Annotated in this window: 19 protein-coding genes; 9 read left to right on the forward strand and 10 right to left on the reverse strand. The window is 67.6% G+C overall.

All coding sequences use genetic code 11. The features are described from left to right. Positions 1-510, reverse strand: a complete 510-nt coding sequence (gene fabA / locus LOS8367_RS05855) for a bifunctional 3-hydroxydecanoyl-ACP dehydratase/trans-2-decenoyl-ACP isomerase (protein WP_085895561.1) — start codon at positions 508-510, stop codon at positions 1-3. A gap of 138 nt (positions 511-648) precedes the next feature. On the opposite strand from fabA, the gene irrA reads away from it, so the two are divergent. The 4 genes from irrA to LOS8367_RS05875 all read left to right on the forward strand — a co-directional run bounded on the left by irrA (position 649) and on the right by LOS8367_RS05875 (position 3,387). Next, a complete protein-coding gene (gene irrA, locus LOS8367_RS05860) occupies positions 649-1,074 on the forward strand; it encodes an iron response transcriptional regulator IrrA (RefSeq protein WP_085895562.1) in 426 nt (141 codons plus the stop codon). Positions 1,075-1,266: 192 nt separating this feature from the next. Then, the gene (proC, locus tag LOS8367_RS05865; protein WP_085895563.1) at positions 1,267-2,082 is read left to right on the forward strand and encodes a pyrroline-5-carboxylate reductase; all 816 of its coding nucleotides are present in this window, start codon (positions 1,267-1,269) and stop codon (positions 2,080-2,082) included. Further along, positions 2,075-2,428 carry a tRNA-binding protein gene (locus LOS8367_RS05870; RefSeq protein ID WP_085895564.1) on the forward strand — a complete coding sequence of 118 codons (354 nt, stop codon included), beginning with the start codon at positions 2,075-2,077 and terminating at the stop codon, positions 2,426-2,428. The genes proC and LOS8367_RS05870 overlap by 8 nt, the downstream gene beginning before the upstream one ends. Next, the gene (locus LOS8367_RS05875) at positions 2,425-3,387 is read left to right on the forward strand and encodes a 2-hydroxyacid dehydrogenase (protein WP_085895565.1); all 963 of its coding nucleotides are present in this window, start codon (positions 2,425-2,427) and stop codon (positions 3,385-3,387) included. Before LOS8367_RS05870 ends, LOS8367_RS05875 begins: the two co-directional genes overlap by 4 nt. A 3-nt stretch (positions 3,388-3,390) precedes the next feature. Here the strand turns inward: LOS8367_RS05875 and LOS8367_RS05880 are convergent, their stop codons facing one another. The 3 genes from LOS8367_RS05880 to carB form a co-directional block, all read right to left on the reverse strand. Beyond that, complete coding sequence (locus tag LOS8367_RS05880) at positions 3,391-3,975, reverse strand: thymidine kinase (RefSeq protein WP_085895566.1); 585 nt, start codon at positions 3,973-3,975, stop codon at positions 3,391-3,393. A 103-nt stretch (positions 3,976-4,078) separates the two neighbouring features. Then, positions 4,079-4,663, reverse strand: coding sequence for an HPF/RaiA family ribosome-associated protein (locus LOS8367_RS05885; RefSeq protein WP_085895567.1), 585 nt, complete (start codon positions 4,661-4,663; stop codon positions 4,079-4,081). A gap of 63 nt (positions 4,664-4,726) precedes the next feature. Next, on the reverse strand, positions 4,727-8,056 hold the full coding sequence (gene carB / locus LOS8367_RS05890; RefSeq protein ID WP_085895568.1) for a carbamoyl-phosphate synthase large subunit: 3,330 nt from the start codon (positions 8,054-8,056) through the stop codon (positions 4,727-4,729). Between the two features lie 181 nt (positions 8,057-8,237). Between carB and LOS8367_RS05895 the strand changes: the two genes are divergently transcribed. The 3 genes from LOS8367_RS05895 to aspS all read left to right on the forward strand — a co-directional run bounded on the left by LOS8367_RS05895 (position 8,238) and on the right by aspS (position 11,842). Further along, positions 8,238-9,350, forward strand: a complete 1,113-nt coding sequence (locus LOS8367_RS05895) for an aminodeoxychorismate synthase component I (protein WP_085895885.1) — start codon at positions 8,238-8,240, stop codon at positions 9,348-9,350. A 3-nt stretch (positions 9,351-9,353) separates the two neighbouring features. Then, positions 9,354-9,995, forward strand: a complete 642-nt coding sequence (locus LOS8367_RS05900; protein ID WP_085895569.1) for an aminotransferase class IV family protein — start codon at positions 9,354-9,356, stop codon at positions 9,993-9,995. 71 nt (positions 9,996-10,066) lie between these two features. After that, complete coding sequence (gene aspS, locus LOS8367_RS05905) at positions 10,067-11,842, forward strand: aspartate--tRNA ligase (protein WP_085895570.1); 1,776 nt, start codon at positions 10,067-10,069, stop codon at positions 11,840-11,842. A gap of 75 nt (positions 11,843-11,917) precedes the next feature. On the opposite strand, the gene LOS8367_RS05910 is transcribed toward aspS, so the two are convergent. After that, the gene (locus tag LOS8367_RS05910; RefSeq protein ID WP_085895571.1) at positions 11,918-12,277 is read right to left on the reverse strand and encodes a diacylglycerol kinase; all 360 of its coding nucleotides are present in this window, start codon (positions 12,275-12,277) and stop codon (positions 11,918-11,920) included. A gap of 155 nt (positions 12,278-12,432) precedes the next feature. On the opposite strand from LOS8367_RS05910, the gene trhA reads away from it, so the two are divergent. Further along, the gene (trhA, locus tag LOS8367_RS05915; RefSeq protein ID WP_085895572.1) at positions 12,433-13,089 is read left to right on the forward strand and encodes a PAQR family membrane homeostasis protein TrhA; all 657 of its coding nucleotides are present in this window, start codon (positions 12,433-12,435) and stop codon (positions 13,087-13,089) included. A gap of 39 nt (positions 13,090-13,128) precedes the next feature. On the opposite strand, the gene LOS8367_RS05920 is transcribed toward trhA, so the two are convergent. Continuing rightward, a complete protein-coding gene (locus LOS8367_RS05920) occupies positions 13,129-13,902 on the reverse strand; it encodes a M48 family metallopeptidase (RefSeq protein ID WP_085895573.1) in 774 nt (257 codons plus the stop codon). 151 nt (positions 13,903-14,053) lie between these two features. On the opposite strand from LOS8367_RS05920, the gene LOS8367_RS05925 reads away from it, so the two are divergent. Beyond that, complete coding sequence (locus LOS8367_RS05925) at positions 14,054-14,290, forward strand: DUF8831 family protein (RefSeq protein ID WP_085895574.1); 237 nt, start codon at positions 14,054-14,056, stop codon at positions 14,288-14,290. Between the two features lie 152 nt (positions 14,291-14,442). Here the strand turns inward: LOS8367_RS05925 and LOS8367_RS05930 are convergent, their stop codons facing one another. The 4 genes from LOS8367_RS05930 to LOS8367_RS05945 are packed head-to-tail and all read right to left on the reverse strand — an operon-like array spanning position 14,443 to position 19,976. Next, a complete protein-coding gene (locus LOS8367_RS05930) occupies positions 14,443-14,703 on the reverse strand; it encodes a formate dehydrogenase subunit delta (protein WP_085895575.1) in 261 nt (86 codons plus the stop codon). Beyond that, positions 14,693-15,499, reverse strand: a complete 807-nt coding sequence (gene fdhD, locus LOS8367_RS05935; RefSeq protein ID WP_085895576.1) for a formate dehydrogenase accessory sulfurtransferase FdhD — start codon at positions 15,497-15,499, stop codon at positions 14,693-14,695. Before fdhD ends, LOS8367_RS05930 begins: the two co-directional genes overlap by 11 nt. After that, positions 15,496-18,447 (reverse strand): formate dehydrogenase subunit alpha, encoded by a 2,952-nt coding sequence (gene fdhF / locus LOS8367_RS05940; RefSeq protein ID WP_085895577.1) that lies wholly within the window; start codon positions 18,445-18,447, stop codon positions 15,496-15,498. The genes fdhD and fdhF overlap by 4 nt, the downstream gene beginning before the upstream one ends. After that, entirely contained in the window at positions 18,444-19,976 is a 1,533-nt protein-coding gene (locus LOS8367_RS05945; RefSeq protein WP_085895886.1) for a formate dehydrogenase beta subunit, read from the reverse strand. The genes fdhF and LOS8367_RS05945 overlap by 4 nt, the downstream gene beginning before the upstream one ends.

Here is a 19,976-nt window from a genome sequence, read left to right on the forward strand (position 1 = left end):
TCAGCTCTCGGAGAGAGCGACCTTCATGTCCTTGACGAGATAGATGGTTTCACCGTCGGCCTCGACCCGGCCGTCGGCGACGCCCATGGTGAGGCGGCGGGTCTGCACCGCCTTGGTGAAATCAACGTAATAGGTGAGCATCTTGCGATCGGGGCGCACCATGCCGGTGAGCTTCACCTCACCGACGCCGAGCGCGTAGCCGCGCCCCTTCCAGCCGCGCCAGCCGAGGTTGAACCCGGTCAGCTGCCACAGCCCGTCGAGGCCGAGGCAGCCGGGCATGATCGGGTTGCCCGGAAAGTGGCACTCGAAGAACCACAGCTCCGGCGTGATGTCGAACTCGGCCACGACATGGCCCTTGCCGTGCTCGCCGCCGTCGCCCGAGATGTCGGTGATGCGGTCCATCATCAGCATCGGCGGCGCCGGAAGCTGGGCGTTGCCCGGCCCGAACAGTTCGCCGCGCGAACATTTCAGCAGCGCGTCCTTGTCGAACTGGGTCGGATACTGTGACATGTGGCCCCGTCGGTTCGTTTCGGTTTCGTTAGCACAAGCCTCTAGCACCGGGCCGCGCGATAGGGCAAGGGCGGGGGCCGTGCGGCGCGATTGCGCGACATTGAAATTGCCGTGGATAAAGGGCATATCTGGTTCGTCATGACGCACACGTCCCAACCTCGCGCCCGTCGCGGCGCCGATTGGCTGGCCACGGCCGGGCTGCGCCCGACGCGCCAGCGGCTCGCGCTCGCCACGCTGTTGGTGGGCGACGGGCAGGATCGCCATGTCACCGCCGAAAGCCTGTTCGAGGCGGCCTCGCAGGCCGGCTACAAGGTGTCGCTCGCGACGGTCTACAACACGCTTTCGGCCTTCTGCGCCGCCGGTCTGATGCGCGAGATCACGGTGGACGGCTCGAAGAGCTATTTCGACACCGACATGACCGACCACCCGCATTTCTACTGGGAGGACGACGCGCGGCTTTCCGACGCGCCGGCCGATCAGCTCGAGATTTCGCGGCTGCCCTCGGCGCCCGAAGGTGCGGAGATCGCCAAGGTCGACGTGGTGATCCGCCTGCGCCGGCGCTGAACAAATTCTCGGACCGGGTATCACGCGCAAGGGCGGATTGAAGAAAAGGGTCTGAAGCCAAGGCACCTTGCGCCTCATCTTTCTCCAAATACGCATGCTCCAAGGCCGGCCCTGCGCTGCCTTCGGGTCATCTGCTTGCAGCTTCCTGCCCACGCGCCTAGCCTCCCGCGCAAACTCAAAGGAGGTTGCGCCATGCAGATGGATGAAGTTGCGCGCCGGGGCCTCGTGCTCCTGGGCTGCGGCAAGATGGGTTCGGCGATGCTGGCGGGCTGGCTCGAAGGCGGTCTGCCGAAGCAGTCCGTTACCGTGCTCGACCCCAAACCCTCGGAGTGGCTGCAAAAGCAGGGCGTGCGCCTGAACGAGGAACTGCCCGAAGATCCGGCGATCGTGCTGGTCGCGGTGAAGCCGCAGATGATGGGCGACGCGCTGCCCTCGATGCAGGCCAAGGGTAACGGCACGACGCTGTTCGTCTCGGTCGCGGCCGGTACGCCGATCGCCACCTTCGAACAGGCGCTGGGCGAGAGCACCCCGATCGTGCGCGCCATGCCGAACACGCCCTCGGCGATCGGCCGGGGCATCACCGCGATCATCGGCAACGCGCATGCCACGTCCGAGCAGGTCGATCTCGCGGAAGAGCTGCTGCGGGCCGTGGGACAGGTGGTGCGGCTGGAATCCGAGGATCAGATGGACGGCGTCACCGCCGTGTCGGGCTCCGGGCCGGCCTATGTGTTTCACCTGATCGAGACCATGGCCAAGGCGGGCGAGGAGCAGGGGTTGAGCCCCGAACTGGCGCTGCAGCTCGCCACCGCCACCGTGGCGGGGGCGGGGGCGCTGGCTGACGGCTCGGACGAGCACCCCGGCAAGCTGCGCGAGAACGTGACCTCGCCCAACGGCACGACCCAGGCCGCGCTCGACGTGCTGATGAACGAGAAAGACGGCTTTCCGGTGCTGCTGAGCCGGGCGCTCAAGGCCGCGGCCGACCGCTCTCGCGAGCTTGCGAATGGGTGAGGCGCGGTCTTCGGAAATCGTCTTTGACGATTTTGCCAAGGTGGATATCCGCGCGGGCACGGTGACCCGCGCGGAGCCCTATCCAGAAGCCCGCAAGCCCGCGATCAAGCTCTGGATCGATTTCGGCGAGGAGATCGGCGAAAAGCGTTCTTCGGCGCAGATCGCGACGCATTACGACCCCGTCGATCTGGAGGGCCGGCAGGTGCTGGCGGTAGTGAACTTCCCGCCGCGCCAGATCGGTCGGTTCCTGTCGGAGGTGCTGGTGCTCGGCCTGCCCGACGCCGAAGGCGCGATCGTGCTGATCGGCCCGGACCAGCCTGTGCCGTCGGGAGGGCGGCTGTCATGACCAAGAAGACCATGCTCGTCACGCGGCCGCTGCCGCAATCCGTGCTCGACGCCTGCGCGCAGAAGTTCGAGGCGACCTTCCGCGACGCCGATCGTGGCCTGACCGAGGCCGAGGCGGCCGAGGCGCTCGGCGCCTATGACATCATCCTGTGCACGCTGGGCGATCGTTTCACCGCGCAGGCCTTCGCGCAGGCCGGCGAGATCCGCTGCGGCCTGCTCGCCAATTTCGGCGTGGGCTACAACCATATCGACGCGGATGCCGCACGCGCGGCTGGCGTTGCGGTGTCGAACACGCCGGGTGCGGTCACCGATGCCACCGCCGATATTGGTTTGACGCTGCTTCTGGCCACGGCGCGCCGTGCCGGCGAGGGCGAGCGGCTGGTGCGGGCCGGGGCATGGACCGGCTGGGCGCCGACGCAGATGTTGGGCGCGCATGTGACCGGCAAGACCGTCGGCATCGTCGGCATGGGCCGGATCGGCCAGGCGGTGGCCAAGCGCTGCGCGCTCGGCTTCGACATGCAGGTGCTCTATCACAGCCGCTCGTCCAAGGCGGTGCCGCTGCCCGCGATGCAGGTGGGCGATCTCGAGGAGCTGATGTCCTCGGCCGATTTCGTGGTGGTGACGGTGCCGGCCACGCCGGAGACCAAGCACCTGATCAGCCGCGACATGCTGTCGGTGATGAAGCCGGGTGGCATCCTCATCAATATCTCGCGCGGCGACGTGGTCGACGAGACGGCACTGATCGAGGCGCTGGAAGCGGGACGGATCGGCGGCGCCGGGCTCGACGTCTACGAGAACGAGCCGCAGGTGCCCGAGCGGCTGCGCAGGCTCGATAACGCGGTGCTGCTGCCGCATCTGGGCACGGCGGCGCTCGAGGTGCGCGAGGCGATGGGGCGGATGGCGCTCGACAATGCCTGCGCCTTCGTCAAGGACCAAGCACCGCCGAACCTCGTCAACTGACGCTCAGGCGGGGCGGTCGCCGATCGCCTCGCGGAAATGCCGGCGGCAGAGCGAGACGTAGCGGTCGTTGCCGCCGATCTCGACCTGGTCGCCCGCCATCGCCACCCGGCCCTCGGCATCCTTGCGCACCACCATGGTCGCCTTGCGACCGCAGTAGCAGATGGTGCGCACCTCGCGCATCTCGTCGGCCAGCGCCAGAAGCGTCGCCGAGCCGGGAAACAGATGCCCGAGGAAGTCGACGCGCAGCCCGTAGCACATCACCGGGACCTTCAGATCGTCCACCGCACGGGCGAGCTGCCACACCTGTTCGGGGGACAGGAACTGCGCCTCGTCCACGAAGACGCAGGCGCAGGGCGTCTCGAGCCGCGCCGTGATCTTCTCGAACAGGTCATCGCCCGCGTCGAAGGTGTCGGCCTTGGAGCCGATGCCGATGCGGCTCTTGATGAAGCCCTCGCCCGAGCGGTTGTCGAAGCGCGCGGTCAGCAGGTAGGTCTGCATGCCCCGCTCGGCGTAGTTGTGCGCCGCCTGCAACAGCACCGTCGACTTGCCGGCGTTCATGGTCGAGTAGTTGAAATAGAGCTTGGCCATGGCCCGGTCACATACAAAGGGCGGCGCGTCCTGACAACGCGCCGCCGGGGCCGGGGGCAAGAGTTTTGCAAAACTCTTGCGCAAATCCTTGGAAGGATTTGGGTCAGGCCTGGGAGGGAACGTCGCCCTGCAGCTGCATCCGGCCGATTGGCCGCACGCTGGTCGCCTGCGGGCCCATGCCGTTCGGGCCGTCATCGACGATCGACAGCTCGACCGGCGTGTTCTCCTCGAGCTTGCCGAAGCCGTCCTCGGCCACGCTCGCCTTGTGGAACCAGATGTCGCGCCCGTCGAGAGTCTCGATGAAGCCGTACTCCGTGAAGAGCTGACGCACCCGGCCCTGCGGCGGCCCCTCATGCGCCTTCACGTCGCCCTGCACCTTCTGGGCGGCATGCTCGAGCTGACGCTCCATCGCGTAGAAGGCATCCCGCACGGCGAGGTAGGGATCATGCTTGTCGCCCTTGCCCGGATCATGGCTCACCACGAGCTCCTTGCCCGGCACCCGGCATTCGACGCGCACGTGGTAGCCCTTGGCGCCGCCCTGGCTGCGGTTCGGGACCTCGACCACGACGTGACAGCTCGTGATATGGTTGTGAAAGCGCTCCAACTTGGCGACGCGTTCGCGGATCCGGGCCTCCAGCCCGTTCGAGCTGTCCATGTTGTGGAAGGCGATCTCGAGGGGGGTATCCATGCGTTTCTCCCTTCTGCTTGGTGAGGGAGAAACGCATGGTCGCTCAGGCCGTTCCGGCCAGCGTCAGGCCTGCAGCGAACGTACGCCGACCTCGCCCTCGACCCGGGCCTTCATCGCTTGGGCCGCGGCCTGCGCGGCGGCGGCGGTAGTGAAGTAGGGGATCTTGGCGTGCAGCGCCGCCGAGCGGATGTCGCGGCTGTCCTCGATCGCCTGCGCGCCCTCGGTGGTGTTCATCACCAACGCCACGTGGCCGTCCTTGAGCCGGTCGACGATGGTCAGCCCGCCCTCGTAGAGCTTGTTCACCAGCTCCGCCTCGATGCCGTTCTCCTTGAGCCAGGCCAGCGTGCCGCGGGTGGCGAGGATGCTCAGCCCGAGATCGGTGACGGTGCGCGCGGCCTCGGCCATGGCCGGGGTCTTGTCGCCGTCGCGGATCGACAGGAACACGCGGCCCTCGCGCGGCAGGTCGACGCCCGCGCCCATCTGCGCCTTGAGGAAGGCCAGCGCGAAGCTGCGGTCCCAGCCCATGACCTCGCCGGTCGAGCGCATCTCCGGCCCGAGGATGGTGTCGACACCGGGGAAGCGGGCGAAGGGCAGCACCGCCTCCTTGACCGAGAACCACGGCATGTTCGGGTCAGCCAGGGTCATCGGGTCGGCGAAGGGCAGGGGGGTGTCGTAATCGACGTTCTCATAGGCCGGGCGGAACGGGAAAGCCGAGAGCTTCTCGCCGGCCATCAGACGTGCCGCGATCGAGGCGATGGCGCTGTCGGTGGCCTTGGCGACGAAGGGCACGGTGCGCGAGGCGCGCGGGTTGACCTCGATCAGGTAAACCTCGTCATCCTTGACCGCGAACTGCACGTTCATCAGGCCGACCACGCCCAGCGCCTTGGCCAGCGCCTCGGTCTGGCGCCGGATCTCGGCCTGGATCTCTTCGCTCAGCGAATGCGGCGGCAGGCAGCAGGCGCTGTCGCCCGAATGCACGCCGGCCTCCTCGATGTGCTGCATGATGCCCGCGACATGCACCTGTTCGCCGTCGCACAGCGCATCGACATCGACCTCGGTCGCGCCCGACAGGTAGCTGTCAAGCAGCACCGGGCTGTCGCCCGAGACAACGACGGCGTTGCGGATGTAGCGCTTGAGATGGTCCATGTCGCGGACGATCTCCATGGCGCGGCCGCCCAGCACGTAGGAGGGACGGATCACCAGCGGGAAGCCGATGCTGTCGGCGATGTCGATGGCCTGCTGGTCGGTCGAGGCGATGCCGTTGACCGGCTGCTTGAGGCCCAGACGGTTCACCAGGTCCTGGAACCGCTCGCGGTCCTCGGCGAGGTCGATCGCGTCGGGGGTGGTGCCGAGGATCGGGATGCCCTCGTCATGCAGCGCATTGGCGAGCTTGAGCGGGGTCTGGCCGCCGAACTGCACGATCACGCCATGCAGCGTGCCGCGCTCCTGCTCGACCCGCAGGATTTCCATCACGTGCTCGAAGGTCAGCGGCTCGAAATAAAGCCGGTCGGAGGTGTCGTAATCGGTCGAGACGGTCTCGGGGTTGCAGTTGACCATGATCGTCTCGTAGCCCGCGTCGGTCAGCGCGAAGCAGGCGTGGCAGCAGCAGTAATCGAACTCGATGCCCTGGCCGATCCGGTTCGGCCCACCGCCGAGGATCACCACCTTCTTGCGATCCGAGGGACGCGCCTCGTCCTCGACCTCGCCCATCACGGGATGCTCGTAGGTCGAGTACATGTAGGGCGTCTGCGCTTCGAACTCGGCGGCGCAGGTGTCGATCCGCTTGAACACAGCGGTGACCCCGAGATTACGACGCGCGCGGCGGACATTGTCCTCGTCGCGCCCCGTGAGCGTCGCGAGGCGTGCGTCGGAGAAGCCCATCATCTTGAGGTGGCGCAGCCCCTCCTCGGTGGTGGGCAGGCCGTTCCTGCGGATCTCGGCCTCGGTCTCGACGATCTCGCGGATGCGGGCCAGGAACCACGGGTCGAACTTGGTCACGGCCTGGATCTCATCGTTCGACAGCCCCTCGCGCATCGCCTGCGCGATGACCCGGATCCGGTCGGGGGTGGTCTTCGACAGCGCCTTGGTGATCGCCGCCTTGTCCGGCGCGCCGGCGATCTCGATCTCGTCGAAGCCGGTCAGCCCCGTTTCCATCGAGGCCAGCGCCTTTTGGAAGGATTCGTGGAAGGTCCGGCCGATCGCCATCGCCTCGCCCACCGATTTCATCGCGGTGGTCAGATGCGGCTCGGAGCCGGGGAACTTCTCGAAGGCAAAACGCGGGATCTTTGTGACGACGTAATCGATGGTCGGCTCGAAGCTTGCCGGCGTCACCTTGGTGATGTCGTTGTCGAGCTCGTCGAGCGTGTAGCCCACGGCGAGCTTGGCCGCGATCTTGGCGATCGGGAAGCCGGTGGCCTTGGAGGCCAGCGCCGAGGAGCGGGAGACGCGCGGGTTCATCTCGATCACCACCATGCGGCCGTCATCGGGGTTCACCGCCCACTGCACGTTCGAGCCGCCGGTCTCGACGCCGATCTCGCGCAGCACGGCGATCGAGCCGTTGCGCATGTGCTGGTATTCGCGGTCGCTGAGGGTCAGCGCCGGGGCGACGGTGATCGAATCGCCGGTATGCACGCCCATCGGGTCGACGTTCTCGATCGAGCAGACGATGATGGCGTTGTCGGCGCGGTCGCGCACGACTTCCATCTCGTATTCCTTCCAGCCCAGCAGGCTTTCGTCGACGAGGATCTGGCCCACGGGCGAAGCATCCATGCCGGTGCGGCAGTAATGCTCGTATTCGGCACGGTTATAGGCGACGCCGCCCCCCGTTCCGCCCAGGGTGAAGGCGGGCCGGATGATCGCCGGCAGGCCGATCTCCTCGAGCGCATCGATGGCGAGGCTGACACCCGCGTTCAGGTCGCGCTTGCCATTGGCCAGCTTCGGCGCGGTGATAATCGTGGCCTTGGGGTTCTCGAGCCCGATCCGGTCCATCGCCTCGCGGAACAGCTTGCGGTCCTCGGCCATCTCGATGGCCTCGCGCTTGGCACCGATCATTTCGACGCCGAACTTCTCCAGCACGCCCATGTCGGCGAGCGCCAGCGAGGTGTTGAGGCCGGTCTGGCCGCCCATGGTGGGCAGCAGCGCGTCGGGGCGCTCCTTCTCGATGATCTTGGCCACGACCTCGGGGGTGATCGGCTCGATATAGGTGGCGTCGGCCAGCCCCGGATCGGTCATGATCGTCGCGGGGTTGGAGTTCACGAGAATGACCCGGTAGCCCTCTTCGCGCAGTGCCTTGCAGGCTTGCGCGCCCGAGTAGTCGAACTCGCAGGCCTGGCCAATGACGATCGGCCCCGCGCCGATGATCATGATCGAGCGGATATCGGTTCTTTTCGGCATGGGACCCTCGTGTTTCTCGCGCAGCCTCAAGGGGAGGGGGCCGCGCAAATCGTCGCGGTTATAGACATGGGCGGGCGCAGCGCAAGGCCCCGCGGTCCCGCTAGGGAAAGCAATCGTCCCGCCCCCTGTCGCCCGGCCCTCCGGCGATGTATCGGGGAAGCGCAAAAGAATGTGGACGAAGATGCGGATAGGCTTCGATAGCGGCCCCGGCGGGCGGGGCGCAATCTTCTCGCGCCCGCAGCGGCTAATCGAGGCGTGGCAGCCCGGCGGCGTGCCGCTGGCGCTGGCCGCCATCGACGCGGCGCGGGCCGAGGGGGCTTGGGTCGCTGGCTATGCGAGCTATGAGCTGGGTTATGCGCTGGAGCGGCGTTTGACCCCCTCGATGCCCGAGCCGCGCCGCCTGCCGCTCCTTCGCTTCGGCGTGTTCGAAACAGAACCCGAGCCATGGTCTCCGCGGGTCGGCCCCGCCAGCCTCGGGGCCCTCGTTCCGCGCTGGACGGCCACCGAGCACGCAACGGCACTGGAGCGGGTGCGGGCCTATATCGCGGCGGGCGACATCTATCAGGCCAATCTGACCTTCCCGCTGGACGCCGCCTGCTCGGGAAGCCCCGAGGCGCTGTTCGCGGCGCTGTCGCGCGGCCAGCGGGTTTCGCACGGGGCTCTGGTCGAGCAGGAGGGGCTGCCGGCGCTGGTCTCGCGCTCGCCGGAGCTGTTCTTCGCCACCGACGGGGCCGGGCGCATCGAGACCCGGCCGATGAAGGGCACGCGGCCTCGCGGCGCGACGCCCGAGGAGGACGCCGCGCATCGCGCCTTTCTCGCTGCCGACGAAAAGAACCGCGCCGAGAACCTGATGATCGTCGATCTGCTGCGCAACGATCTGAGCCGCGTGGCGGTGCCGGGAAGCGTTTCGGTGCCGAAGCTGTTCGACATCGAAATCTATGCGACGGTGCACCAGATGGTAAGCCATGTCGCGGCGCGGCTGGCGCCCGGCGTCGGCCTCGGGGCGATCCTCGCGGCGCTGTTTCCCTGCGGCTCGATCACCGGCGCGCCAAAGCTGCGGGCGATGGAGATCATCCGCGAGCTGGAGCCGTGGCCACGTGAGGCCTATTGCGGCGCGATCGGCTGGGCCGCGCCGGATGGGCGGTCCTCCTTCAACGTCGCGATCCGCACGCTGATGGTCGAGGCGGGGCGCGCCACCCTCAATGTGGGCGGCGGCATCGTCTGGGACAGCGATGCGGCTTCGGAATGGGACGAGGCGTTGTGGAAGACCCGCTTCGCCCGCCTTCCGGGCTGAACCATGGCCACTTTGTTCCCCAAATACGCAGATCCGCCGGTGCCGGCCGGAGCGCGGCCGCAGATCATCGAGACGCTTGGCGCGCATCCCGGCGAGGGGCCGCGCCGCTTGCCCGCGCATCTCGACCGCATGGGAGCCACCGCCGAGGCGCTGAGCTACCCCTTCGACCGCACCCGCGCCGAGACGTTGCTCGACCTCGCGCCCGAGGCACCGCTGCGCTGCCGCCTGACGCTCGGGCCCGATGGCGAGTTCGACCTGACCACGGCGCCGCTCGGGCCGAACCCGCCGGAATGGCGCGTGGCGATTCATCCCGAGCGGCTCGACCCGTCCGACCCTTGGCTCTACCGCAAGACGACACGGCGCGCGCTCTACGACAAGGCGCGAGCCGCGCTGCCCGAAGGCTTGGACGAGTGGCTGTTCCTGAACCGGGCGGGTGAGGCTTGCGAGGGCACGATCACCAATCTCTTCGTCGGGGATCGGACGCCGGCTTTGTCCTGCGGGCTGCTGCCCGGCGTGCTGCGGGCCGAGCTCTTGAAGCAGGGCTGGCGCGAGGCGGTCGTGAGACCGGACGAGCTCGCAGGCGCCCGCTTCTTCATGGGCAACTCGCTTCGCGGACTGATCCCGGCGCGGCTCGTCGCGGGCTGACCCCTCGGCTTGCTTGACATCAAGGCCCCAACCCGGTGTATCGGCGCGACACCCGCCGAAAGGGACCAAGAATGCACGCCTACCGCACCCACACCTGCGCCGCCCTGACCCGTGACAATGTCGGCGATACCGTCCGGCTGTCGGGCTGGGTGCATCGGATCCGCGACCATGGCGGCATCCTGTTTATCGACCTGCGCGACCATTACGGCGTCACGCAGGTGCTCTGCGATCCCGACAGCGCCGCCTTCGCCGATGTCGAGAAGCTGCGCTCGGAATGGTGCATCCGCATCGATGGCGAGGTGAAGGCCCGCGCGCCTGAGCTGGTGAACCCCAAGCTGCCGACCGGCGAGATCGAGGTCTTCGTGCGCGGCGTCGAGGTGCTGGGTGCCTCCAAGGAGCTGCCGCTGCAGGTCTTCGGCGATCAGGAATACCCCGAGGAAACGCGTCTCAAGTACCGCTATCTCGACCTACGCCGCGAGGCGATGCAGGCCAACATGACGCTGCGCTCGGACGTGGTCCGCTCGATCCGCCAGCGGATGTGGGACCAGAACTTCCGCGAGTACCAGACGCCGATCATCACCGCCTCCTCACCCGAAGGCGCGCGCGACTTCCTCGTGCCCTCGCGCCTGCATCCGGGCAAGTTCTACGCGCTGCCGCAGGCGCCGCAGCAGTTCAAGCAACTCCTGATGGTCTCTGGCTTCGACAAGTATTTCCAGATCGCGCCCTGCTTCCGCGACGAGGACCCGCGCGCCGATCGCTCGCCGACCGATTTCTACCAGCTCGACATGGAGATGAGCTTCGTCGAGCAGCAGGACGTGTTCGACACAATCCAGCCAGTGATGCAGGGCATCTTCGAGGAGTTTGGCGGCGGCCGGAAGGTCGACACCGAATGGCCGCTCATCTCCTACAAGGACGCGGCGCTGTGGTACGGCACCGACAAGCCAGACCTGCGAAACCCGATCAGGATGCAGGACGTCTCCGAGCATTTCAAAGGCTCGGGCTTCGCGATCTTCGCCAAGCTGCTGGAACAGGAAGGCACGCAGATCCGTGCGATTCCCGCGCCGACGGGCGGCTCGCGCAAGTTCTGCGACCGGATGAACGCCTTCGCCCAGAAGGAAGGTCTTCCGGGCATGGGCTACATCTTCTGGCGCGAGGCCGAGGGTGGCATGGAAGCCGCCGGTCCGCTTGCCAAGAACATCGGGCCGGAGCGCACAGAGGCGATCCGCCAGCAGCTGGGCCTCGGCGTCGGTGACGCGGCCTTCTTTCTCGGCGGCAAGCCCGAGGCATTCGAGCGCGTGGCCGGCCGTGCCCGCGTGGTGATCGGCGAGGAGCTGGGTCTGACCGAGACCGACCGCTTCGCCTTTGCCTGGATCGTCGATTTCCCAATGTACGAGAAGGACGACGAGGGCCGGATCGACTTCTCCCACAACCCGTTCTCGATGCCGCAGGGCGGCATGGAGGCGCTGCAGGGCGATCCGCTTCAAGTACTGGGCTACCAGTACGACCTCGCCTGCAACGGCTACGAGCTGATCTCGGGGGCGATCCGGAACCACAAGCCGGAGATCATGTTCAAGGCGTTCGAACTGGCGGGCTATGGCGAGGAAGAGGTGCGCAAGCGCTTCGGCGGCATGGTCAACGCGTTCCAGTACGGCGCGCCCCCGCATGGCGGCTGCGCGGCGGGCATCGACCGCATGGTGATGCTGCTCGCCGACGAGGCCAACATCCGCGAGGTCATCCTCTTCCCGATGAACCAGCGGGCCGAGGACCTGATGATGAACGCGCCCTCCGAGCCCACTAACGAGCAGCTGCGCGAACTGCGCCTGCGGGTGCTGCCGCCCGAGAGCTGATCGGCCCGAATGAGCGACTAAAGGCCGCGCTTCCGGGCGCGGCCTCTTTTGTTGCGATGTTTCACGGGCAACGCCTCAGAGCACCAGTCCCCCCAGCACGCAGATCCAGGCCAGCCCCACTGCCGCGCCCGCCACCGCCACCGCCGCACTGCCCGAATCCTTGGCCTGCTTGGCCAACTCGCGGCGCTCTTCCGAGACGTCGTCGACCACCCGCTCGATCGCGGTGTTGAGGCATTCGAAGGCCAGCACCATGATGCCGCCCATCAGCAGCATGCCCCGCTCGCCGGCCGAGAGCGGCAGCAGGAAGGCGAGGCCGGCCGAGACGATATTGGCCCACATCCATTGGTGCAGGCTGCCCTCGGTGTTCCAGATATGCTTGAGGCCCTGCCAGGACCAAACCGCGCGCATGCGCAGCCTCTCGTAATGTTCGCGCATCTTCGGCTCCCGGATCGGAGCGCGCAGAATGGCCGCTCTGCCGGGCGAAGCCAAGACGCGCCGGAGCCTTGCCGGCAGCAATGAAATGCCGGTGACGCTGCGACCTGTACCAATGCCCCCTGCACCGGCCGCCGCGCCGCGCTAGATGTGAACCCATGACACCTCAACACGAAGACTATCCCGCCTATGCCCGTTCCGAGCGCATCGCCGATGGCGTGATCCATGCGCTCGGCGTGACCTTCGCGCTGACCGGCGCGGTGCTGCTCATCGTGTTCTCGGCGATGGCGGCGGAGGCGCAGGCGGGCCGGATCGCCGCCGTCGCCGTCTATGGCGGCGCGCTGATCGCGACATTCACGGCCTCGGCCTTTTACCACATGACGCCATGGACTGGGCTCCGGCCGGTGCTGCGGCGGATCGACCACGCGGCGATCTACCTGAAGATTGCGGGCACCTACACGCCACTGGTGGTACTGATCGGGTCGGCCTTCGCCTATGCGATCCTCGCGGTGGTCTGGGCCGTGGCGCTGGGCGGCGCGATCTCGCGTCTGTTCTTCTGGAAGAGCCCGGGCCGGCTCGGGCCGACTCTCTACCTCGTTCTCGGCTGGCTAAGCACCGCGCTGGTCTGGTCGCTGGCGCTGACGCTGCCGGTGGCCTCGACCGTGCTGGTGGTCATCGGCGGGCTGCTCTACTCGGCCGGCGTGATCTTCTTCCTGTGGGAAAAGCTGCGCTTTTCCAACGCGATCTGGCATGGCTTCGTGCTGGCAGCCTCGGCCTGCTTCTTTGCCGCGATCACGATGGGGGTGCTCGGCTGAGCACCCCCGACCGGATTTCGGTCGTTTCAGGAGATCGCGTCAGAGGCCCGCAGCGGTGCGGCGGACGATCTCCATGCGCTGTGCGTTCGGCGGGTGGGTCCCAAGGAAAGCGTCGCCCGGGTCGGGGATTCGCAGGAAGAACTGGGCGCCGTTGACGGGATCGTAGCCCGCGCGCTTGGCGATGGTGGTGCCCAGCGCATCGGCCTCCAGCTCGAAATCCTTGGAGTAGCTGCGCGCGCCGACGCCCGCGCCGATCTGCTGCGCTGTGCGCACAACGTCGGCGTTGCCGCCGCCGAGGCCACTGGCGAGCTGGCCGAACACCGTGGCGCCGATCGCGGCGTTGCGGCTCTGCCGGTCGAGATGACCGGCAATGTGATGCGCCGCCTCGTGGCTGAGCACGAAAGCGAGCTCGTCCGCGTTTCGCACCTCGCCGAGAAGCGCCACGGTGAAGGCGAGGATCGGCCGTCCCTGCGCATCGCGGGTCTGGTAGGCATTGGCGGGCTGGCCGGGGCGGTCATCGACGACGATCCGGAAATCGCAATCGAGCTGCGGCGCGTTGGCGCGGCAGACCTGCTCGGCGACCGGCTCGAGACGTTCGACCACCTGCACGAAATTGCGCGCGGCGACGCGGGCGGCATCGGGGTCGGCCACCACGCCGGGCCCCTTCGAGACGGTCACCTGGGTCGGGGCCGGGGTGCCGGGGCGGGTGACGGTGGTGGTCCGCTGCGGGCCGGTGGCGACCACGACGGGTGGCGCGCAGGCCGAGAGCCCGAGGCCGGCGGCCAGGGCGAGGAGAGTGAGGCGTGACAGCATCGGCAGGAATTTCCGGTTGTCTGAGGGCTTTGCGGATGATCCTAGCGGCGCGGCCGGGGCGCGGCCAGTCCTGCGGGCGCGCTGTTCACGCGATCGGCATGGGGTTGCCGTCGCGCTTGCGGCGCGGACCGGGCCTGCCTAGGCTGGGGCCATGTTTACCATCGAGCATGATTTCGACGCCACCGTGGTCACCCTTGTCGATGAAGGGGCGGCGAACCTGCAGGAGGACGTCACCGTCTGCGCCTTCGAGGATTGCGTCACGGTGGAGCAATACGACCCCCGGCGCGATGCGGTGGTTCGCATCACCCTGTCGCTGCATCAGGCACGTGAACTGGGCGCGGCGCTGCACCTGCCCGAAGGGATCTACCGGGCGAAGTCGGAAAGCTGAACGCGCCTGTCATTTCGTCTTTACGGAAAGACGCATTCGGGTCGGGTCGCAGGACTAGTCGAGGCCCGGAAGGTCGTTCTTGGCCCGCCGGGTTTCGCCATGCGTATTTATAGAAAGATGAAAGGGACGGGCGCGGCTTGAGCCGGGGTGCCTCACTCCTCCTCGGAGTGGGCCGGGACGGCCTGGCCATGCGCGCGCCAGATCTCGGCGCCCTTGCGTGCGAGGGGCTTCAGAGCCTCGGCCTGACCCGCATCCATCATCTCGAACAGCCGGTCGCGCATTCGCGGCTCCCAGAAGCTGCGCAGATGTTCGGCCACGCGTTCGGCGCGGGTGCCCTCGGCCTGGCTTTCGAAGAAGGTGGCGATCTGGTTCGCCATGTAGACGAGCTTTTCGTCGGTGGTTCTAGAGGACATGGGCGCTCCCTATGCGGGCGTGATGGGTAAAGATGCGGATGCCGTGGCGGTTGTGGGTGACGAGCGCGACGCCTGCCTCCTCTGCCAGCCGCACCGCATGGGCGGTGGGTTGCGAGACCGAGAGCATCACTGGCGCGCCGATCATCGCGGTCTTCTGGACCATCTCAAGCGACAGCCGCGAGGTCAGCACGACCGCGCCCGAGGCCGGATCGGTCCCGGCCGCCGCCATGGCGCCCGCCAGCTTGTCGAGCGCGTTATGGCGGCCCACGTCCTCGCGCGCCAGCACGATGCCCCGGCCCGGCACGTAGAAGCCCGCCGCATGGACGGCGCGGGTCTCGTCGTGCAGCGGCTGCATCGCGCGCAGGGCCTGAAGCGCGGCGGCGATCTCGGACGGGGCGAGCACGAGGTTCGAGGCGGGGACGGCCCGCACCTCGCGCGCGGCCTGTGCGAGGCTGTCGATGCCGCACAGGCCGCAGCCCACCGGGCCGACCTGCGCGCGGCGGCGCGCGTCGAGTGCGGCCTGCTTGTCCTCGGGCAGCCAGATCCGGGCCTCGATGCCGTTTGGCTGTTCGACGATCTCGACCTCGCCGATCTCGTGCGCTTCTGCGAAGCCTTCGGTGAGGGTGAAACCGCGCGCGAAATCCTCGATGTCGGCGGGCGTCGCCATCATCACCGCTTGGGTCGAGCCGTTGTAGACCACCGCCACCGGGGTCTCCTCGGGCAGCGACACGGGCGCGGAGACCGCGCCCGTGTCATGGGCCGCAACCCGGCGGTAGGGATGCAGCCCGTCGCTCATTCCGCCGCCGGCAGGATGCGGCGCGATTGCTCGGCCTGCGCGTCGTAGTCCTGCTGCCATTCGGAGGGGCCGTTCGACGGGCTGACCTGCACCGCCGTCACCTTGTATTCCGGGCAGTTGGTGGCCCAGTCCGAGAAGTCGGTGGTGATGACGTTGGCCTGCGTCGTCGGGTGGTGGAAGGTGGTGTAGACCACGCCGGGGCTGACCCGGTCGGTGATCAGCGCACGCAGGCTCGTGTCGCCCGAGCGCGAGGCGAGACGGACGTAGTCGCCGTCGCGCACGCCGCGCAGCTCGGCATCATGCGGGTGGATCTCCAGCACGTCCTCCTCGTGCCAGCGCGAGTTCTCGGTCCGCCGAGTCTGCGCGCCCACATTGTACTGCGACAGGATGCGCCCAGTGGTGAGCAGCAGCGGGAAACGCGGGCCGGTCTTCTCGTCGGTCGCCACGTATTCGGTGCGGATGAAACGCCCGCGACCGCGCACGAAGCCGTCGATATGCATGAGCGGCGTGCCCTCGGGCGAGGCGTCGTTGCAGGGCCACTGCACCGAGCCTTTCTCCTCCAGCAGCTCGTAGCTGACATTGGCGAAGCTCGGCGTCGTCGCCGCGATCTCGGCCATGATCTGCGCAGGGTGGGTATAGGTCCAGCCGCCGCCCATCGCGTTCGCCAAGAGCTGCGTCACCTCCCAATCGGCATAGCCGTTCTTTGGCGCCATCACCTTGCGCACGCGGTTGATACGGCGCTCGGCATTTGTGAAGGTGCCGTCCTTTTCGAGGAAGGTCGAGCCGGGCAGGAAGACATGCGCGTAGTTCGCGGTCTCGTTCAGGAACAGGTCCTGCACGATCACGCAGTCCATCGCCGCCAGACCCGCCGCCACGTGCTTGGTGTCGGGGTCGGACTGAAGGATGTCCTCGCCCTGGCAGTAGAGGCCCTTGAAGGTGCCGTCGACGGCGGCATCCAGCATGTTGGGAATGCGCAGGCCCGGCTCGCTGTCGAGCTTGACGTTCCACAGGCTCTCGAACACCTCGCGGACCTCCGAGCCCGAGACGTGCCGGTAGCCCGGCAGTTCGTGCGGGAAGGAGCCCATGTCGCAGGAGCCCTGCACGTTGTTCTGGCCGCGCAGCGGGTTCACGCCGACGCCGCGACGACCGATATTGCCGGTCAGCATGGCGAGGTTGGCGATGCCGATGACGGTGGTCGAACCTTGGGAATGCTCGGTCACGCCGAGACCGTAATAGATCGCGCCGTTGCCGCCCGTGGCGTAGAGACGGGCAGCCTTGCGCAGCTCTTCCGCCGGGACGCCGGTGAGCATTTCGACCGCCTCGGGCGCGTGGCGATCCTCGGCCACGAACTCCACGTAGTCCTGGAACTCCTCCCAGTCGCAGCGGGTGCGGATGAACTCCTCGTCGTAGAGGCCCTCGGTCACGATCACATGCGCCATCGCGGTGACGATCGCGACGTTGGTGCCCGGCCGCAGCGCTAGGTGATGCGCAGCAGCGACATGCGGGCTTTTAACAAGGTCGATCCGGCGAGGATCGACGACGATCAGCTTCGCCCCCTCCCGCAACCGCTTCTTGAGGCGGCTCGCGAAGACCGGGTGGCCGTCGGTCGGGTTGGCCCCGATGACGACGACCACATCCGTGTCCTCGACCGAATCGAAATCCTGCGTCCCGGCCGAAGTGCCGTAGGTCTGGCCTAGGCCGTATCCCGTGGGTGAGTGACAGACGCGGGCGCAGGTATCGGTGTTGTTGTTGCCGAAGACGGCGCGAGCCATCTTCTGGACGAGGTAGGTCTCCTCGTTGGTGCAGCGCGACGAGGTGATCACGCCGATCGACTTCTTGCCGTACTGATCCTGGATGCCGCGCATCTTCTTGGCGGCAAAGCCAATCGCCTCGTCCCAGGACACCTTTTTCCAGGGCTGGTCAATGCTGTCGCGGATCATCGGGTTGAGGATGCGGTCCTTGTGCGCGGCATAGCCATAGGCGAAGCGGCCCTTGACGCAAGAGTGGCCGCGATTGGCCTTGCCGTGCTTGTAGGGGGTCATCCGCACCAGCTCGTCGCCGCGCATCTCGGCCTTGAACGAACAGCCGACGCCGCAATAGGCGCAGGTGGTGACGACGGCGCGATCGGGCGTGCCGATCTCGATCACCGACTTCTCCTGCAGCGTCGCGGTCGGGCAGGCCTGCACGCAGGCGCCGCAGGACACGCAGTCCGAGGTCATGAAATCGTCGAGCTTGGTGCCCGCCGAAACCCGGCTGTCGAAGCCGCGACCCTCGATGGTCAGCGCGAAGGTGCCCTGCACCTCCTCGCAGGCCCGCACGCAGCGCGAGCAGACGATGCACTTGGAGGGGTCGTAGGTGAAGTAAGGGTTGCTGTCATCCTTGGGGATGAACTGCGGGTTGTTGATGCCCACCGGGTTGCGCAGCCGCGCCTCGGCCTGGCTCCGCGCACCGGTGCCCGAGGGGTCGTAGTGGTTGTCGCCGGGGGTGTAGCGCACGTCGCGCAGGCCCACGGCGCCCGCCATGTCCTGCAACTCGCAATCGCCATTGGCGCCGCAGGTCAGGCAATCGAGCGGGTGGTCGGAGATGTAGAGCTCCATCACCCCCTTGCGGAGCTTCTTGATCTTGGAGGTCTGGGTGTGGACCACCATGCCCTCGGCCACCGGCGTGGTGCAGGAGGCGGGGGTGCCGCGACGGCCCTCGATCTCGACCACGCAGAGACGGCAGGAGCCGAAGGCGGCCATGTTGTCGCTGGCGCAGAGCTTGGGCACCTGGATGCCCAGCTCGGCCGAGGCGCGCATGACGCTCGTGCCGTCGGGCACCGTCACCTCGAAGCCGTCGATGCTCAACGTCACCATGCTGGTGGAGGTCGCGGCGGGCGTGCCCATGTCGCGGTCGTCGTGCAGGCCGGTGCCGCCCGGACCGTCAAAGGGGATCAAAAAGTCCTTCATTCCGCTGCCTCCTTGGCATTGGCATGGAAATCGTCAGGGAAATGGGTGAGCGCCGACATGACGGGGTAGGGGGTGAAGCCGCCCAGCGCGCAGAGCGAGCCGTCCTTCATGGTATCACAAAGATCGGTCAGCAGCGGGATCGCCGAGGCATCGCCACGCGCGATCCGGTCGACCGTCTCGACACCGCGCACCGCGCCGATCCGGCAGGGCGTGCACTTGCCGCAGCTCTCGACCGCGCAGAACTCCATCGCGAAGCGCGCCATGCCAAGCATGTCGGCGGTGTCGTCGAACACCACCACGCCCGCATGGCCGATCAGGCCGCCTTGACCGTCGAACTCCTCGTATCCGAAGGGCGTGTCGAACTTGGAGCGGGGAAAATAGGCACCCAGCGGGCCGCCGACCTGCACCGCCTTGACCGGGCGGCCCGTCGCCGTGCCGCCGCCGATCTCGTCGACCAGTGCGCCGAGAGAGGTGCCGAAGGCAGTTTCGAACAGGCCGCCGAACTTCACGTTGCCCGCGATCTGGATCGGGATGGTGCCGCGCGAGCGCCCCAGCCCGAAGTCGCGGTAATGCGCCGCGCCCTTTTCGAAGATCACCGGCACGGTGCCGAGCGAGATGATGTTGTTCACCACGGTCGGCTTGCCGAGGAAGCCTTCGATCGCCGGGAGGGGCGGCTTGGCGCGCACCACGCCGCGCTTGCCCTCGAGGCTGTTCAGCAGCGAGGTCTCCTCGCCGCAGACATAGGCGCCTGCGCCGACGCGGACCTCCATGTCATAGGTGAAGCCGGAGCCGAGCACCGACGCGCCGAGCACACCGCGCGCGCGGGCGATGCGGATCGCCTCGTTCATGGTGTGGATCGCCTCGGGATACTCCGAGCGCAGGTAGATGTAGCCCTTGGTCGCGCCGACGCAGATGCCGGCGATCGCCATGCCCTCGATCAGGCTGAAGGGGTCGCCCTCCATCAGCATCCGATCGGCGAAGGTGCCGGAATCGCCCTCGTCGGCATTGGCGACAATGTATTTCTGCGAGGCAGGGGCGAGCCGCACCGTGTCCCACTTGATGCCGGTCGGGAAACCGGCGCCGCCACGACCGCGCAGGCCCGATTCCTTCATCTCGTCGATCATCTCGGTGCCGGTCATGCCGAGCGCCCGGCGCAGACCCTTGAGGCCGCCATGCGCCTCGTAGGCATCGAGGGAGAGCGGATCGATGACGCCGACGCGGGCAAAGGTGAGGCGGGTCTGCCGCTTCATCCAGTCGATCTCCTCGGTCGGGCCGAGGGCGAGGGTATGATCGTCCCAATCGGTGTCGAACAGCGCCTCGACGTCGTGCGGCGTCACCGGGCCGAAGGCATGGCGGACGCCGTCCTTCTCGACCTCGACCATCGGCTCCAGCCAGAGCATCCCGCGCGAGCCGTTGCGGATCAGCTCGACCTCGATCTCGCGGATCTTCGCCTCGGCCAGCACCGCCTCGGCGACCTTTTCGGCATCGACCGCGAGGGCGGCGGCGTCACGGGGGACGTAGATCTTCAG

Origin of the sequence: Limimaricola soesokkakensis (genome assembly GCF_900172345.1) — a bacterium.
In the GTDB taxonomy this organism is placed as follows: Bacteria; Pseudomonadota; Alphaproteobacteria; order Rhodobacterales; family Rhodobacteraceae; genus Limimaricola; species Limimaricola soesokkakensis.

What these genes read in the sequence shown, in the direction of transcription:
- fabA (WP_085895561.1), bottom strand. Translation starts at nt 510, where the DNA reads ATGTCACAGTATCCGACCCAGTTCGACAAGGACGCGCTGCTGAAATGT.
- irrA (WP_085895562.1), top strand. Translation starts at nt 649, where the DNA reads ATGACGCACACGTCCCAACCTCGCGCCCGTCGCGGCGCCGATTGGCTG.
- proC (WP_085895563.1), top strand. Translation starts at nt 1,267, where the DNA reads ATGCAGATGGATGAAGTTGCGCGCCGGGGCCTCGTGCTCCTGGGCTGC.
- LOS8367_RS05870 (WP_085895564.1), top strand. Translation starts at nt 2,075, where the DNA reads ATGGGTGAGGCGCGGTCTTCGGAAATCGTCTTTGACGATTTTGCCAAG.
- LOS8367_RS05875 (WP_085895565.1), top strand. Translation starts at nt 2,425, where the DNA reads ATGACCAAGAAGACCATGCTCGTCACGCGGCCGCTGCCGCAATCCGTG.
- LOS8367_RS05880 (WP_085895566.1), bottom strand. Translation starts at nt 3,975, where the DNA reads ATGGCCAAGCTCTATTTCAACTACTCGACCATGAACGCCGGCAAGTCG.
- LOS8367_RS05885 (WP_085895567.1), bottom strand. Translation starts at nt 4,663, where the DNA reads ATGGATACCCCCCTCGAGATCGCCTTCCACAACATGGACAGCTCGAAC.
- carB (WP_085895568.1), bottom strand. Translation starts at nt 8,056, where the DNA reads ATGCCGAAAAGAACCGATATCCGCTCGATCATGATCATCGGCGCGGGG.
- LOS8367_RS05895 (WP_085895885.1), top strand. Translation starts at nt 8,238, where the DNA reads ATGCGGATAGGCTTCGATAGCGGCCCCGGCGGGCGGGGCGCAATCTTC.
- LOS8367_RS05900 (WP_085895569.1), top strand. Translation starts at nt 9,354, where the DNA reads ATGGCCACTTTGTTCCCCAAATACGCAGATCCGCCGGTGCCGGCCGGA.
- aspS (WP_085895570.1), top strand. Translation starts at nt 10,067, where the DNA reads ATGCACGCCTACCGCACCCACACCTGCGCCGCCCTGACCCGTGACAAT.
- LOS8367_RS05910 (WP_085895571.1), bottom strand. Translation starts at nt 12,277, where the DNA reads ATGCGCGAACATTACGAGAGGCTGCGCATGCGCGCGGTTTGGTCCTGG.
- trhA (WP_085895572.1), top strand. Translation starts at nt 12,433, where the DNA reads ATGACACCTCAACACGAAGACTATCCCGCCTATGCCCGTTCCGAGCGC.
- LOS8367_RS05920 (WP_085895573.1), bottom strand. Translation starts at nt 13,902, where the DNA reads ATGCTGTCACGCCTCACTCTCCTCGCCCTGGCCGCCGGCCTCGGGCTC.
- LOS8367_RS05925 (WP_085895574.1), top strand. Translation starts at nt 14,054, where the DNA reads ATGTTTACCATCGAGCATGATTTCGACGCCACCGTGGTCACCCTTGTC.
- LOS8367_RS05930 (WP_085895575.1), bottom strand. Translation starts at nt 14,703, where the DNA reads ATGTCCTCTAGAACCACCGACGAAAAGCTCGTCTACATGGCGAACCAG.
- fdhD (WP_085895576.1), bottom strand. Translation starts at nt 15,499, where the DNA reads ATGAGCGACGGGCTGCATCCCTACCGCCGGGTTGCGGCCCATGACACG.
- fdhF (WP_085895577.1), bottom strand. Translation starts at nt 18,447, where the DNA reads ATGAAGGACTTTTTGATCCCCTTTGACGGTCCGGGCGGCACCGGCCTG.